The sequence below is a fragment of the Thermogemmatispora sp. genome, assembly GCF_042408735.1.
GTDB lineage: Bacteria > Chloroflexota > Ktedonobacteria > Ktedonobacterales > Ktedonobacteraceae > Thermogemmatispora.
Genome location: NZ_JBHOQV010000187.1, coordinates 82,639 through 97,547, shown reverse-complemented (window position 1 = coordinate 97,547; position 14,909 = coordinate 82,639). Strand labels below are relative to the sequence as shown.

Annotated in this window: 10 protein-coding genes; 6 read left to right on the top strand and 4 right to left on the bottom strand. The window is 62.8% G+C overall.

Annotation, left to right across the window (positions count from 1 at the left end; translation table 11 throughout):
* Positions 1–4 precede the first annotated feature (4 nt).
* Positions 5–1,468: a glycoside hydrolase family 57 protein gene (locus tag ACFMO7_RS20220; protein WP_376797291.1), complete on the top strand. Its 1,464-nt coding sequence runs from the start codon at positions 5–7 to the stop codon at positions 1,466–1,468.
* 67 nt (positions 1,469–1,535) lie between these two features.
* On the opposite strand, the gene ACFMO7_RS20215 is transcribed toward ACFMO7_RS20220, so the two are convergent.
* Positions 1,536–2,825, bottom strand: coding sequence for a cytochrome P450 (locus ACFMO7_RS20215; protein WP_376797290.1), 1,290 nt, complete (start codon positions 2,823–2,825; stop codon positions 1,536–1,538).
* A gap of 269 nt (positions 2,826–3,094) precedes the next feature.
* On the opposite strand from ACFMO7_RS20215, the gene ACFMO7_RS20210 reads away from it, so the two are divergent.
* The 3 genes from ACFMO7_RS20210 (at position 3,095) to ACFMO7_RS20200 (ending at position 6,343) form a co-directional block, all read left to right on the top strand.
* Positions 3,095–3,667, top strand: a complete 573-nt coding sequence (locus tag ACFMO7_RS20210; RefSeq protein WP_376797289.1) for a TetR/AcrR family transcriptional regulator — start codon at positions 3,095–3,097, stop codon at positions 3,665–3,667.
* A 228-nt stretch (positions 3,668–3,895) separates the two neighbouring features.
* Positions 3,896–4,894 carry a hypothetical protein gene (locus ACFMO7_RS20205; protein ID WP_376797288.1) on the top strand — a complete coding sequence of 333 codons (999 nt, stop codon included), beginning with the start codon at positions 3,896–3,898 and terminating at the stop codon, positions 4,892–4,894.
* A 336-nt stretch (positions 4,895–5,230) separates the two neighbouring features.
* Positions 5,231–6,343 (top strand): lytic transglycosylase domain-containing protein, encoded by a 1,113-nt coding sequence (locus ACFMO7_RS20200; RefSeq protein WP_376797287.1) that lies wholly within the window; start codon positions 5,231–5,233, stop codon positions 6,341–6,343.
* 296 nt (positions 6,344–6,639) lie between these two features.
* Here ACFMO7_RS20200 and glmS read toward each other — a convergent pair whose 3' ends face one another.
* Complete coding sequence (gene glmS / locus ACFMO7_RS20195; protein WP_376797286.1) at positions 6,640–8,511, bottom strand: glutamine--fructose-6-phosphate transaminase (isomerizing); 1,872 nt, start codon at positions 8,509–8,511, stop codon at positions 6,640–6,642.
* 469 nt (positions 8,512–8,980) lie between these two features.
* Positions 8,981–10,753: an NAD+ synthase gene (locus ACFMO7_RS20190; protein ID WP_376797285.1), complete on the bottom strand. Its 1,773-nt coding sequence runs from the start codon at positions 10,751–10,753 to the stop codon at positions 8,981–8,983.
* Positions 10,754–10,884: 131 nt separating this feature from the next.
* Between ACFMO7_RS20190 and ACFMO7_RS20185 the strand changes: the two genes are divergently transcribed.
* Positions 10,885–11,391 carry a hypothetical protein gene (locus tag ACFMO7_RS20185; RefSeq protein WP_376797284.1) on the top strand — a complete coding sequence of 169 codons (507 nt, stop codon included), beginning with the start codon at positions 10,885–10,887 and terminating at the stop codon, positions 11,389–11,391.
* A 576-nt stretch (positions 11,392–11,967) separates the two neighbouring features.
* On the opposite strand, the gene ACFMO7_RS20180 is transcribed toward ACFMO7_RS20185, so the two are convergent.
* Positions 11,968–12,684, bottom strand: coding sequence for a CoxG family protein (locus tag ACFMO7_RS20180; RefSeq protein WP_376797283.1), 717 nt, complete (start codon positions 12,682–12,684; stop codon positions 11,968–11,970).
* A gap of 850 nt (positions 12,685–13,534) precedes the next feature.
* Here ACFMO7_RS20180 and ACFMO7_RS20175 point away from each other — a divergent pair.
* Positions 13,535–14,869: a cation:proton antiporter gene (locus ACFMO7_RS20175; protein ID WP_376797282.1), complete on the top strand. Its 1,335-nt coding sequence runs from the start codon at positions 13,535–13,537 to the stop codon at positions 14,867–14,869.
* Positions 14,870–14,909: the final 40 nt, after the last annotated feature.

Here is a 14,909-nt window from a genome sequence, read left to right as displayed (position 1 = left end):
GGTTATGGTTGCTGAGCTTGCCATCTATACTGTGGTGCATCAGCCGCGCCGCCTCAAGCTGCCCGCGCAGCCGATCCCGCGGGGCGCCTCGATCGAGGACATCGTGCGCTGCCTCTTCGACGAGCGCATGAACGAGCGCTACTTTCGTAAGGTGGCCACCTACTGCTACTATCCGGCAACGCGCATGTTTCTGGAGCTTGTGCGCCAGGGCCTGCATTTCTCGATCGGCTTCTCGCTCTCGTTTCTGCGCCAGGCTGAGGCCTGGGACCCCGCCTTGCTGGACCTCTTCCGCGAGCTGGTGGCCCACGAGAACGTGGAGCTTATCGGCGTGGAGCCGTACCACAGCTTTCTGTTCCTGCTCGATCTGCCGGCCTTCATCGCCCGCATGCAATGGATGGCCGATGAGCTTGAACGCATCTTTGGAAAGCGTCCCCAGGTGACCGACACGACCGAGATGTGCATGTCGGTGACGATCTACCACGCCCTCGACCTGGCCGGCTTCCGCGGGGCCTTGATGGACGGTCGTCCCTGGGTCCTGGGCTGGCGCGAGAGCACTCACCTCTATCACTACAGCGAGGAGCAGCCGTACGCTCTGCCCCCCCAGGCCTATCGCCCACCGACGGCCCCTGGCCGGCGCAGCACTGGCAACCACCGCAGCCGCAATGCTGTCGTGGGGGATCGTGAGCGCGGCCCCTACCTGCTGGCACGCCACCTCGATCTGAGCGACGATGTGGGCTACCGCTTCTCTAATCGCTCCTGGTCGGGCTACCCGCTCTACGCCGATACGTACGCCGACTGGATCGCTCATACCTGGGGCGATTTCCTGCTGCTCGGCTGGGATTACGAGACCTTCGGCGAACACCACCGTCTCGATAGCGGCATCTTCGAGTTCATGCAGGCCCTGCCCGCTGAGCTGGCCCGCCGCGGCGTCCAGACACGCACCCCCAGCGAGGTGATTGCCCGCTTCCAGCAGCGCTCTTACCATCTCCCCCTGCCGGTCTACCCGACGACCTGGGCCGGCAGCGGTGGCATGGAGTTTTTCCTGGGCAATAGCGCCCAGCAAACGATCTTTCAGCTAATGGGCCAGGTCTATGGGATGGCGCGCCTGACCGAGAATCCCGAGCTGCTTGACCTGGCCATCTGGCTGGCCCAGTCCGATAATTTGCATCTGATCCAGTGGTTCGGGCGCAGCGGCCCCGAGGCGGAGGTCTCGGCCTACTTTACGCCGCGCGAGTGGTGGGAGCTGGGACCAGACGGCGTGATTCGGGAGCAGCAGCAGGTCTATCTGAACGCTATTCGGGCAATGGAGCCATATTTGCCGACGACGGTGGCGCGCCAGGAGCGCCTGCGCACCCGCCTGGCCCGGCTCAGTAGTACCCGCAGTGCGCGCGCCCGCTCAACTGGCCTGCCGGCTAAGGAGCCGGGGTCAGCTCTGCTGGAGGCCGGCTACGTGCTGCAGAAGGCCTAAGGACTCCGGTGAGTGAGCGAGCGAGCGAGCGCTATCGCCCTGGTTCAGGCCATGATGGATGGGACGCTCACGAGGTCGCTTCCTCCTCGGAGCCTCCCTCTAGCGCTACGATGAAATCGCGAATCTCATAGCCGCAGATCAGCTCGTTCCAGCGTAGCCGCGGCGGACGCTCAAGGCGCAGGCCGGGCAGGGCCAGCAGGCGCCGCAAGAAGATGTCGCTTTCTTGCAAGGCTATGGGCGCGCCAGGACAGCGGTGAGTCCCATCGCCAAAGCCCATGACCGAGGGCGGAACACGCTCTTCCCGCAGGGTCCGCCCCAGACAGAGCCGCCGCGGCTGCGCTCCTACGATACCTTCGTCGGCGTTGATGGCGTAAATGTGCAGGTCAAGCAATGTCCCCGCCGGAATGCGAACCTGCTCGCCGGAGGCGCCGACGAGCGCCAGCTCTTGGCCGGCACGACGATAGAGGTGGCCCACCACCGGCTCCAGGCGGAGTATCTCCTCTAGCAGGGCAAGGCGCTCCTCCTCCGGCGCCTGCAGGAAGCGCTGACGCAAGGCCGGCTGCTCTAACAGGTGCCAGGCCGCTACGCCGATGAATTCCCGCGTGGTGATCATGCCCGCAGCCCCATAGGTGACGCACTCGGTCAGGATCTCGCGCGGGCCGTAGCCCTGGGCCAGCAGATGGGAGATAACGTCGTTGCGAGGCTGACGACGCCGGACTCGGATGGCCGGACGCACGTCGAGCCAGTAGAAGCGCAGAACCGCCCACTGCAGGCCCACAAAATTGAGCCAGGTCCGCGGATCGAGACCTAAAGGCTGAATGGGATAGCGAAAGAAGGCTTCCAGCCGCCGCGCCATACCCGGCAGCAGGCTATCGGTTAAGCCAACAACCTCGGCAGCAATCCGTACGGCCATCTCCAGAGTCAGACGGCTGAGGTCAACTCTCCTCTTTCGCTGCAAATCCTCGATCAGGCGCTCGCTCACTTCCTCCATGAGGCTCCGATAGCGCTGGCTGACGACGCGCGGAGCAAAAAAGCGGGCCGTCTGCCGCCGCTGCTGCTGGTGCTCCTGGCCATCGCTGAAGAGTAACGGCAGGCGCATGAGCTGGGGCAGGCGGGCCAGCACCTCGGCCTTGAAACCAGCCTGCCGTACGGCACTGCTGCGCAGGATGGCTCTGGCCTCCTTGAAGGTCCGCACGTGCCAGACTCCCCGCCGATCACAGGCGATCGCCGGCTCAGCCGGCTCTACCTCACGGGCCGTCTTTTGTTCTCCCCCCCAGCACACCAGCTCGCCCACCTCCCCCGGCGCGCCCTGGCCCTCACGCTCTGGCGCTCTGATAGCCTGGAAATGACCTTCCATGTCTGGCCTCCTTCCTGACTTCTGGGCCTCACTTTCACCGAACAGACCGCCGGTCTTTATCGTTCTTGTGATACATAGTATATCATAGTATATTCATAATATCAAATCTATGAGACGGGGGAGGAGGGAAAGCGGCACGCGAGATGGACCAGGCGCGCGTCAGCTCTGCGGACGTGCTATAATAGCACGGTACAGAGGGAAGCTCTGCCGTTGGCCGCAGAAGGTGCGGTGAGCAGTTCTTTTTGCTGGGGGAGGCAGATATCTCAGCCATGCACGTCCGGGACCGGCGCGTGAAGCGCACGCAGAACTTGCTGGCGCAGGCTCTGCTGGCTCTGATCGCGGAAAAAGGCTATGAGGCCATTACCATTCGCGACATCACCGAGCGCGCAGATATCGGTTATGCTACCTTTTTTCGGCACTATCGCGATAAAGATGAACTGCTGCGTGATGTAGCCGATGTGGTCATCAACGAGCTGCTGGACATTCTGCTCGGGCAGCAGCCGGGAAGCGATCCGGGTACTCTTGGCCAGCTCATCTTTCGCTACGTCGCCGACCACAGCCAGGTGGTCCGGGTCTTGCTTGGCAGCCGCGGGCCGGCCTCGCTTGTCCAGCACGTGATCCAGCGCGGCAGCGAAAACGTCCTGCGTCAGCACCAGCCGCGCCCCGACAGCCCGGTTCCGGCGGAAATCGCCGCTCACCATCTGGTCGCCTCCTCCATTGCGCTGATCCAGTGGTGGATCGAGCACGACATGCCCTACTCGCCCGAGCGCATGGGAGAGATCTATCGCCAGTTAATTGTCCAGCCGGCCTTGACCTCGGCCTTCATCATCGACCCCCACTGACCAACAGCCGCCCAGACATCTTTTGCCTCTTTAGCAGTCTTTGAAGCTCGATCGCTTTAACATCTTCTTGCGCTCTCCGTTTTCGCCTGGCAGTCTGAGAATGAGAGAAGAGATCCAGAAAATATGTTCGAGTGGGAGAGCACTAGACGGTCGGCCCTTGCCGGTCACAGGTGAAGCGGATGGCCCGAGCAGGCTCTCCTGCCAGCAACGGAAAGTTGTGGCCCACGGATGACAAGCGAGAAGATAGCCTCAACAGAAATCAGCGCCCCCTCGATCCTGCCTTCCCTGCTGGAGGGGCTAGCCCAGGAAGACCTACCGCGTCGCAGCGTGACTCTCTACCGGCTGTTTAAGGGCGATTGGTCGGGGGAGGACAAGGCAACCATTGTCATGGCTTTGCTGAACCTGCTACGTCAGCCGGAGCCGCCGGAGCGGGCCGCGCTGGTGATGCTTCTGGCCGAGCTAGCGCGCCCACAGCCGGCAACGCCGGGCGCCACGTCCTCCGCCAGGAACCAGGCCAGCCTGCGGGCTGCCTTGCTAACGGGCCTGCCGCTCTATACAGAGCTGGCGGAGGCCAGCGAGCCATCAGTACGTCTGCACAGCCTCTACCTGCTTTCCTGGCTTTTCGAGGAGCGGGCAAGGCTGCTACCCCTTCTTCTGCGTCGCCTGGATGAGGAAGAGGAAGCTCGCCTCCGAGCAGGGCTGGCCCTGACCCTGGCTCAGCTTGCCGGTCCACAACCGCCCGTGCGGGCCTGCCTCCTCGCTCTTCTCAAGGCCCACGAAGCTCCAATCACCCGCCTGGGGGCCGCTATGGCGCTCACGCGCCTCTTGGGACCTGAGTCTCCCCAGAGAGCCGCACGCCTGCTTGTCAGAGCCATCGGCGCACCCCAGGCCGTCGCCAACGACTACGATGCCCTGCCCTGGGCGCGCAACAGCGTTGTCGCCGATAGCAGTGACCTGCTTCGCCTGCTGCCGCGTCGGCGCCTGCAATTCGCCCTGCCCGTGCTCTTAGAAGCTCTGGCCAGTGCCAGCTACTATGAAGCTCTCAGTCTCGCGCGCACCCTGCTCTATCTGGGCTTTCCCAGGCCGCGGCCAGAAGCCCCCTTCCAGGCTACCACTCCAACTCAGGAGGCCATTCTGGCGGCCCTGCGCACCAGCCTCAGCGCCTGGCAGGCCAGCGAGCTACTGGGAGCCGCAGCGCCGCCAAGCCCCGAGCTGTCAGCCAGTTGAGAGGAGTCCTCTCTCTGTTACTGATCGATAATAGGAGTTCTTGCAGCATTTGAGGCAGGTCGACAGTCCGGGTTAAGATTGGGGCCGGTGTTTGGGAGTTTGGTACTAATTTGCGCTGCTCCTGCGCGTGGCTAAATTGACACACATTGGTCTATGCAGGTAGACTCACAACCAGGTAAAACGTCAGCAGAGCAGCGAGGTTGATCAGACATGCCGCAGTTTCGCCCGTTCCCGCCGTTTCAGGATGTTAGTGAGCCAGAGTCGGCGGGCGAGCAGGCAAAAGGAGCGCACTTAGCAGGTTCGGCTTCAGAATCGGTGCCTTTAGGACCACAGGCCATGGCAGCGCCAAGCGAGAGCGGGCGCCGCCAATTTCTCCCCTTGAAACCGCTCTCCCTGCCAGCGACTGGCCCACTTCCCAATACAGCCAGCTTCGGGCCGTCTCAAGGCCAGGCCGATGTCTTTGGTGTTGGTTCCCCTTTCACGACGGAGCCGCTGCGGAGGGACCTGACGCCAACGACCGATCAGTACATGGCGCTCTCCCCCACCACGGGACCTGAGCTGGCGGCGCCGCCGGCGCCCTTACCTGTTGCGACAGAGGCGCCTCGCTCGACGGCGGCCCTGGCTGAGCGCTCGGGCACGACCGATCAGCTTGCCGGGCTACCGCTCCAGTCTCAGCCGCAGCCTCAGACGACTGGCAACCTGGCCGACCTGTTCGCCGCTCTGCAAGCGACACTTCAGTCGCCACGACGCATGGTGGTCATTCCCGCCGAGCATCCTCGCCAGCCGGTGCAGGCGCCCGTCAATCCGCGGCGCCTGAGCGCCCGCCAGCGCCAGGGCATCATTCTCACGGTCCTGGCCACGGCCATCCTGGTGACGATGCTCACGCTCTCGCCGCTGGCCGGAGGAAACGCCGCTCCCCTTCTCGGTGGGATCAGGCAATGGATTCAGAGTCAGCAAAACGCCTGGCAGATCGCCGCTCATCAGCAGCCGATGGACGGCAATAATGCCAGCACACCTCTCTTTAACTTCAATCCGGCCAACCTGCCTTTCATGACGATTCCCAACAGCCCTTATGTCCCCATCGCCCAGCAGGCCGCCCTTGACGCCGGCATCTCGCCGGTCTACTTCGTGCGCCAGATCAATGTCGAGAGCGGCTTCAATCCATATGCCGTCTCGCCCGCCGGCGCCGTAGGCATCGCCCAGTTTCTCCCCAGTACCGCCGCCGGCCTGGGCATCGATCCCTGGAACCCGGTCGAGGCCCTGCGCGGGGCCGCACGCCTCATGGCTAGCTACGCCCGCAGCTACGGCGGCGACTACGCCAAAGCCCTGGCCGCCTACAATGCTGGCTCCGGCAACCTCCAAAACGCCCTTAACGCCTGCGGCGCTGGCTGGCTGAGCTGTCTACCAGCCGAAACCCAGAACTACGTCTATCGCATCATGGGCATCTAAAGCGGGACAGCCACAGACTCTGCACCGCTCTCGGGACGCCGCCCTGCCCGTGTCCGTCGCTGCAGACTCAAAGACCATTTGCCCAATCCTGCAACACTTCTTCCTTCACAGTCCTCCGACTGCAACCACCTCGCAACGAAGAGGGAGCGCTTCCCTGGGTAGGGAAGCGCTCCCTTGCTTCTTCTGACAGGGAGCTGACTGACGATCTTTCCCTTGCCGTGCCCGTCCGAGGGTTCGCGCCGCTGGTCGCGGACGGGGCAGATAGGCCGGTCACGCCCTCCCTGTCTGCCGCTCTCCTACTCGACCGTGACCGACTTAGCCAGGTTGCGCGGCTGGTCAACGTTGCAGCCGCGGGTGACCGCCGCGTGATAAGCCAGGAGCTGAAGCGGAATGGCGGCCAGCACCGGGCTAAGCTCTTCCAGCGTTGGTGGCACATAGAGCACGACGTCGGCATGCGCGCGGATAGCCTCGTCTCCCTCGGTCGCTACGGCAATCACCCGCGCGTCGCGTGCTCGCACTTGCTGCATGTTGCTGACCACCTTTTCGTAGACGCGGGAGGCCGTGGCCACTGCTACCAGCGGGGTTTGCGGATCGAGCAGAGCGATGGAGCCATGCTTAAGCTCACCAGCCGGGAAGCCCTCGGCGTGAATGTAGGAGACCTCCTTGAGCTTGAGCGCTCCCTCCAGAGCCGTAGGATAACCAACGCCGCGCCCGATGAACATGACGCTGTGCAGCGGGGCCAGCTCGCGCGCCAGCGGCGCGATGGGATCATCGGCTGCCGCCGCGCGCTCGAGAATCCGCTCGATCTGTCCAGGAAGCCGCTCCAGGGCCTCCAGAACCTCGGCTACCTGCTCGGGCCGCAGGTGGCCGCGCTGGAGGCCGAGGAAGAGGCCGAGCAGGTAGAGCTGAGCCAGGGTGGCGATAAAGGTCTTGGTGGCTACAACACAGATCTCCGGCCCAGCCTGGATGTAGAGCACGGCGTCGGCCAGCCGCGTTACAGCGCTGGCGACAACGTTGGTAATGGCCACGACCGGGGCTCCCTGCTCACGTGCCTGGCGCGCGCTGACGAGCACGTCCGCGGTCTCTCCCGACTGAGTGACGGCGATGCACAGGGTATCCGGCCCAACAAGGGGATCGGCGTAGCGGAATTCGCCCGCCGTGATGACCTCGACGGGGAGACGCGCCCAGCGCTCAATCACATACTTGGCTACCAGACCCGCATGGTAGGAGGTGCCACAGGCCACAATGACTATGCGCCTGACCTGTTCCAAGGCTCCCGCTCTCTGGAGGGCTTCCAACTCCGGCAGGGCGAGCTGACCAGCGCGCACCCGCCCCAGCAGCGAACGTTTGAAGGCTTCTGGCTGCTCGTAGATTTCTTTGAGCATGAAGTGAGGATAGCCACCTTTCTCGGCAGCCTCGGCATCCCACTCGACGGTCGTGGGAACCCGCTCGACAAAGGTGCCATCCAGACGCTGGATAGTGATGCCCTCGGGCCGCAGGGCCACCAGTTCCCCTTCATCGATAATCACAACTCGCCGCGTATATTTGAGGAAGGCGGCAATGTCGGAGGCCAGAAAGTGCTCGCGCTCGCCCAGGCCCACGACCAGGAAAGGACCGTTATAGCGTGCGCCAACCAGGAGTTGGGGCTGCTCACGACAGAGGACGGCAATGGCATAGGAGCCGCGCACGGGCTGCAGGGCCAGGCGCACGGCTTCCAGCAGGTTACCCTGGGCTTCGCCTCGATAGGCTCGCTCGACGAGGTGGGCCAACACCTCGGTGTCTGTCTCGGAATGGAAGCAGTGCCCTTCCTGCTCCAGACGCTGGCGCAGCTCAGCGTAGTTCTCGATGATGCCGTTATGCACCACGGTGATTAGCCCGCTGCAGTCGGCATGAGGGTGGGCGTTGGTATCGCTGGGGCGCCCGTGGGTAGCCCAGCGGGTATGACCGATCCCCAGGGAGCCAGGGGCCGGTCGGGCCCCGTTTTCGACCGCCGCCGCCAGGTTGGCCAGCTTGCCCGCGCGACGACAGACCTGCAGCTCGCCGCTGGCAGTGAGGACAGCGATGCCGGTGGAGTCATACCCTCGATATTCGAGTCGGCGCAGCCCATCGAGCAAAATGGAAGTAACATCGGTGCCCGCAGCACCGACGTAGCCAATAATCCCGCACATGAGGCAGGGTATCCTTTCCGTCTGTGGTGTGGTATAGAGAGAACAGGTTTGCTCCAGGCTGACAAAACTGGCCCGCCCCCGGTGCCTGGACGGGGCGCGCTTCCGCCCGGAATAGCCCTGCTCCAGCTATATCACTGAGAGCGTTTTGTCCTGGCCGTTACCAGCCAGTTTTGTGCGCCCTCTTCACAGGGAAGTGATCTCCCCTGGGGGCTCCCCGCTGATTGCTCCGAACAGCCCCCACCTCGTCAGCCGTGGCCCCTCCTCTAGCCCGGCCCTTGCGCTACTCACAGGGACGATCAATGCACCGGTTGGTAGTTCTAAGTATACCAGATCAGCTAACCTCTATTATAGGAGGAACGCAGCCGACAGCTTTTTTAACCGCTCACCACCGCCCGCGACCAGAGGCCAGGCCAGGGGTCCGCAGTGGAGAATGCCGCTCGCCCGGTGCAGGAAGCGGCGGCACCTCCCTCTATCTTTCGGGCCGCTCGCGGTAGCGGTTGGTAATGGGCAGGCGACGATCACGCCCAAAGGCTCGTGGGGTGATCTTCACTCCTGGCGGGGCCTGACGGCGCTTGTATTCGCTCCGATCAACAAGCTGCATGACACGCTCGACAAGCTCCGGATCAAATCCCATCGCTACTATCTCTTCAAAGCCGCGGTCTTCCTCCGCATAGGCCTGGAGAACCGGATCAAGCAGCTCGTAGGGCGGCAGGCTATCGGTATCTTTCTGGCCTGGACGCAGCTCGGCAGAGGGCGCTTTCTCCAGGACACTCTGCGGAATAACCGGACGCTCGCCAAGCGAGTTACGGTAGCGGCTCAGTTCGTAGACCAGGGTTTTGGGCACGTCCTTGAGGACAGCAAAGCCGCCGGCCATGTCGCCGTAGAGGGTACTGTAGCCGGTCGCCATTTCCGATTTGTTGCCGGTGGTCAGGACGATTGGCCCGAGCTTGTTGGAAATGGTCATCAGGATGTTGCCGCGAATGCGCGCCTGCAGATTTTCTGCAGCCAGGCCGTGGTCTCCTTCACCGAGAGCGGGCGCCATGACGCGCAGCGAGGTGCGGAAGATCTCTTCAATGGGTACGGTGATTAGCTGGATGCCCAGATTCTCGGCCAGTTGCTGGGCATCGGTCTTGCTTCCTTCGGAGGAGTAGGCCGAAGGCATGGAGACGCCAAGGACGTTTTCGGGTCCCAGGGCATCGGCGGCGATGACGGCAGTCAGAGAGGAGTCGATGCCTCCCGACAGTCCAACGACGGCCTTGCTGAAGCCGGTTTTGCGCACGTAGTCGCGTGTTCCCAGAACGAGGGCGGCATAGATCTCGGCCAGGCTGTCTAAAGGCGGCTCGACACGCTGGCTGGCGCCAAGCAGGGGACGTCCGTCCAGCGTCGGCGGCGGCAGGCTCTCGGACGAGACAACGATCAAGGGCACCTCCTCCGGGCGCAGCTCTAGCCGCTCCTGACGCCGACGGGGATCGTGCAATCGCGAGCGAAAGACGGAGGCGACGTCAAGGTCAACTACGAGGAGATCTTCTTCAAATTGCCTGGCACGGGCGATCAGTCGCCCCTGCTCGTTGAAAACCATGCTGCCACCGTCGAAGACCAGCTCGTCCTGCCCGCCGACGAGGTTCAGGTAGGCCACAATGAGGCCGTTATCGGCGGCACGCGTTGCCAGCATCTGCTCGCGGAAATGACGCTTGCCAGCATGATAGGGCGAGCCGTTGATGTTGAGAATCACTTCGGCCCCGGCATGGGCTTGCAGCGTCAAAGGCCCAGTCGGATACCAGATGTCCTCACAGATCGTAATGCCTACATGGACACCGTTGATGAGGAAGAGTGGGGCTGTTCGCCCGGCCTGGAAGTAGCGATACTCGTCAAAGACGCCATAGTTTGGCAGATAGTGTTTATGGTAGGTGCCGTAGAGGCGCCCATCGCCTAAGACGGCAGCCGCATTGTAGATGTCTTCGTCGCGATCGACGCAGCCGATGACTGCCGTCAAACCGGGCAGCTCTTTGCTGCGCTCGATCAGCCACTGCAGGCGGCGCAGGTTGGCCGAGACGAAGCCGGGTTTGAGAAGCAGATCCTCGGGAGGATAGCCGGTGAGCGCCAGCTCCGGCGTGCAGACGATGTGCGCTCCAGCCTGATGCGCCTCACGCATGGCCATCCAGATTTTCTCGGCGTTGCCGTCGAGGTCGCCGACTGTGACGTTGATCTGTGCCAGGGCAATACGTAGGGGTAGGATAGGCATAGGTAGGCTCCCTTCCCTGCCAGCGCCAGGCCCGCGGCAGCACCTGCGCTCGCAAGCGGCGCCGGCTGGCAGAGTGGCAAAATTTTTACCATAATATTACAACTGACTCAGCGTTGGGAGGTTCTTTCTCGTTGATGGATCTGGTCGCCTATCTTGTGCTGGATGTGCCCTTTATTCTGCTGGTCTATCTCGCCGTGCTTTTCTTTGTCCGCCCGGGGCGCGTGCCGACCCTGGCGGCGTTGCTCGGCGGCCTCTTGATGGCCGTTCTCAATCTGCTGGCCGATCTGCTGGCCTACTATCTGCACTTGTGGCATTATACCCTGCCCGGCCTGGTTCTCCATCTGCCTCTGCCTTTCTATATTCCTGCCATCTTTATCTATGGAGGGATCGGTTACCTGGCGATCTGGCTCCTCTGGCAACGCCCCGGCTGGCATTGGGTGGCAATCGCGCTTATGGTGGTCACGCCGCTGCTACGGGCGCTCTTCGATTACGCCAGAGCGGCGACCGCGAGCGGCTACATCGTTTGGGATAGCCCCTTAGCGGGCCTCTTCGACCTCCTGCAATATCTGGTCTCCTTTTACCTGGGCTACCTACTCTTCTCGCTCTGCGTGCGTAGTTACCTCAGCCGCCGCCAGTAGAGTCGGTCGCCACCAGGCGGCTCGGGCGGCCTTTCAGGAAGAACGGATAGCCTGACCGCGAGCGAGAGCGAGAGAGACAATACTGGCCGCGCGTGAGGGAGATAAACACGATCGCGCGCTCCTCCCCCGAGCAAACAGGCCCATGATGAGGCGGGGCGCAGAGAGCGGCGGACCCTCAGACAGGGAAGCCTGGGTACACCTCAGCGACCTGAACGGTTGCACGGGATGAGAGCCGAAGAGGGCAGCCTTCCCTCTCTGGTCGATTGATTGATTGGTGGGTTGGTGGGTTGGAGCATGCGGTCGCGGCCTCGTCTGGCCTCCCGCCCGCCTGGCGAGGTGAACAGGGCAAAAAGAGAGGAGAAGCGAGGCACCGGCAGGTCAGTGAGGACGAAGGCGGGTAGTCAGGAACGGCCTCCTTTTCCGTCGCTCTCGATCTGACCTGAACTGGTGCCTACACTGCAGCATATGAAGGGGAGCAGAGGGATCGACGCTCCCTCCAGCCCTGCTCTCATCTTGCTGCCGGCCTTCGCACGAGGGGGAGATCAGGTAGGCAGACAGACGGACGAGCAAGCAGAGCTATTTTCGGGGCAGCCTGGTTCCTACCCAGACGAGCAAGAGCAGCGCCGCCAGCATGGCCGTGCGACGGATCGTCTGGACCCAGCGCTCTTCTGCTCGCGGATCGCCGCCGCCGAGGTGGAGGCGTTGCACCAGACGATGGAGCGGCGTCCTGCCCCTGATCAGTAGAGCCGGCTCGCCAGAGGCGAGGGAGTCGGGCGACCAGACCTGAGCTTGACGCTGAGCCTCACTCTGGTCGGACGACGCCGCTAAGTCGGAGGCGCCGGCGACCTCAGGTGGACGCATCACGCGCAGCTGATCGGCCAGACTCAGGAAAAACTGCTGAATGAGCATTTTGGTTGTGCCGCGCAGTACTGGCACAGGCAGCAGACCGGCCCGCCCTACGTTCAAAACTCCCTGGTAGGAGACAACGGTATTGTGCTCACGCCGCAGCAAGCGCACCCAACCTTCGCCCCGAACGGGACCGTGGCGGCTTTCACCTTCGACAATGATGCGATAGCAGTGCGGGTATTCTTGATCAGAGATCGTGACCGTTCCCTCGTAACTGCCTCGCAGCGGCGCGTGCTTGACGGCCAGCCTGATGGCATAGCGATTCTCGCCCAAAGCTTCCAGATGCTCTACCCCGGGCAGAGCCTGGCGAAGAACCTGCTGATCCATCAGACACTTCCATATTTCTTCAGGAGTTGCCTGGAGTGTATATGCTCCCTCAACGTCCATAGAGACTTGCCGCTGGAGACCCCTGGATGCTCCCAGGGGAGGAAGGCGGCTTCCTCCTTTCGGCTCTGATGGGTTTGACGCTGCTCTCCTTTGTCCTATCCTGCTTGATGAGGTCAAAAGCACTGCAGGGATAGCCTTGCAGCCACAGTTTGTTTCACCTCACAGGAGGGCGGGGGTTCTTTTTCATGACTGGCCTTCCAGCCTGCCAGGACGGCGGGCCGCCGCCAATCAGCCCTTGAGCGCGCCCGGACCGCTGGGACCGCAAGAAGCTTGTTCCTGGCTGAAGCCAGGGGCTGCAAACAGGATAATTCCTGAAAGATCAATAATTGCCGCCCTCATTATAGAGGAGGAGACGGTCACTGACAAGCAGATCGGGGCGCGCGCTGGAAATTCTTGTCCCCCTCCTACCTGCCTGATCTGCTGTGACGCTGTTTCGGCCGCAGCCAGAGAACCGGCCAGCTTCCACATGAGAGCACGTCGCTTCGTTCAATCGGCAACACCCCTTGCCAGCCAGGGGTGTTCTCCTCTATACTGGAATGTACAAGCGTCGGAAGCACAGGTTGTGTTCTCACTCGCAGACTGAGGAGTGCCGGGAAGTCTGGTCGGCCCCGGCACTCTTCTTTTTTTCTTTGCTTTGCTGAGATCTTCGCCTTTGGCTGCCGCCTCTCCGTGATGCCCGGCCCGGCATCGACCTCCCTGGCCTGGAATCCTCACGGGGAAGAACCCTGGCCAAAGGTCTCAGGCTCGGGCCAGCCAGCTAGAGCAGGGACGGCCCGGAAGCCCAGCATGGAGCCGAGGCCGGCAGGCGCAGCGACCTCTATCATTAGCCTGGGGAAAGGGGGCTGCGGGCATGTCGATTACGTTGCTAGAGAGCTACCTTGTCCTGTTCTTGTTCATCGCGCTGGCGACAATTCTGGTGACACGCTGGATCGCTGTTCCCTATACGCTGGGCCTGGTGATCGTCGGACTGCTCTTAAGCGCACTCCACCTTCTCCCTCCACTCCATCTGGATCCTGAACTGGTACTTTTTGTCTTCCTGCCGGCCTTGCTCTTCGAAGGGGCCTGGTCGCTGAATTGGCAGCTCCTCAAGAGCGAGTGGCGCAGTATCTTCTTTCTCGCGGGCCCGGGCCTACTTCTCTCGCTTTGTCTGATCGCCGCCCTGCTCCACTGGCTGGAAGGTATCGACTGGGGAATCGCCTTTCTGCTGGCGGCTATTCTCTCGCCCACCGATCCCGTGGCTGTTCTGAGTCTCTTTCGCCAGCTCCATCTCGACGAGCGTCTCTCGGTGATCATCGAGGGGGAAAGTCTCTTCAATGATGGCGTGGCGGGCGCCCTCTATCAAGTCTTTCTGGCCGTCGTCTTGCTGGCCTCCTCGCCGGGGCCGGATGGCTCCAGCGCTGCTCTGCCCCTCCCCCTCATGGGACTGTCGCTTCTCTTGCTAGAGGGTGGCGGTGCTCTGATCTTGGGCCTTCTTGGTGGCTGGTTGCTCTGCCAGCTTCTGCGTCACATCGATGACGCCCTGAGCGAAATCAGCCTGACGATCCTGGCTGCCTACGGCCTCTATCTGCTGGCGGATCGCCTCCATCTCTCGGCCATCATCACTGTGATCGTGGCCGGCCTGCTTCTGGGAAATTACGGTCGGCGCTTTAGCATGTCGGCGAGCACGCGAGCCGCGGTCGACACTTTCTGGAGCGTTGTGGCCTTTATCGCCAACGCGCTCCTCTTCCTGCTGGTCGGCGTTCAGTTGAACCCGCTCGCGCTGCCGCCGTTGCCAGGAGGGACGGCCTCCAGTCTGCTCAGCGCGGCCCTGGCCATCGGCGTCGTGCTCTTGGCCCGCCTGTTGTTAGTGCTGTTGTTGGCCGCCCGCTCCTGGCTGACCATTGCCGGACGCAAGGGCAGACTTCCCTTCGCCTGGCAGCTAGTTATCTTCTGGGGAGGACTGCGCGGCGCGCTTTCGCTGGCTCTGGCCCTGGCGCTGCCGCTGACCCTGCCGCAGCGCCCGCTGATCCTGGCTTCGACCGGGGCCGTTATCCTCTTCACGCTGCTTGTCCAGGGCCTCAGCATGGGCTGGCTGCTGCCCCGGCTTCCATCCTTACGCGAGACAGATGCCGATCCTGACCTCGAGCAGCAGGCAGCCACGACTACCGGCGAGCCGGAAGCCGGGCAAGCAACGGAGAGTCCCTAAGGGAGCCACCCTCTGTCCATCCAGGCGAAGCCAGCAGGCG

Coding starts and splice junctions, on each gene's coding strand:
- ACFMO7_RS20220 (WP_376797291.1), top strand. CDS start 5: ATGGTTGCTGAGCTTGCCATCTATACTGTGGTGCATCAGCCGCGCCGC.
- ACFMO7_RS20215 (WP_376797290.1), bottom strand. CDS start 2,825: ATGGAAGGTCATTTCCAGGCTATCAGAGCGCCAGAGCGTGAGGGCCAG.
- ACFMO7_RS20210 (WP_376797289.1), top strand. CDS start 3,095: ATGCACGTCCGGGACCGGCGCGTGAAGCGCACGCAGAACTTGCTGGCG.
- ACFMO7_RS20205 (WP_376797288.1), top strand. CDS start 3,896: ATGACAAGCGAGAAGATAGCCTCAACAGAAATCAGCGCCCCCTCGATC.
- ACFMO7_RS20200 (WP_376797287.1), top strand. CDS start 5,231: ATGGCAGCGCCAAGCGAGAGCGGGCGCCGCCAATTTCTCCCCTTGAAA.
- glmS (WP_376797286.1), bottom strand. CDS start 8,511: ATGTGCGGGATTATTGGCTACGTCGGTGCTGCGGGCACCGATGTTACT.
- ACFMO7_RS20190 (WP_376797285.1), bottom strand. CDS start 10,753: ATGCCTATCCTACCCCTACGTATTGCCCTGGCACAGATCAACGTCACA.
- ACFMO7_RS20180 (WP_376797283.1), bottom strand. CDS start 12,684: ATGGACGTTGAGGGAGCATATACACTCCAGGCAACTCCTGAAGAAATA.
- ACFMO7_RS20175 (WP_376797282.1), top strand. CDS start 13,535: ATGTCGATTACGTTGCTAGAGAGCTACCTTGTCCTGTTCTTGTTCATC.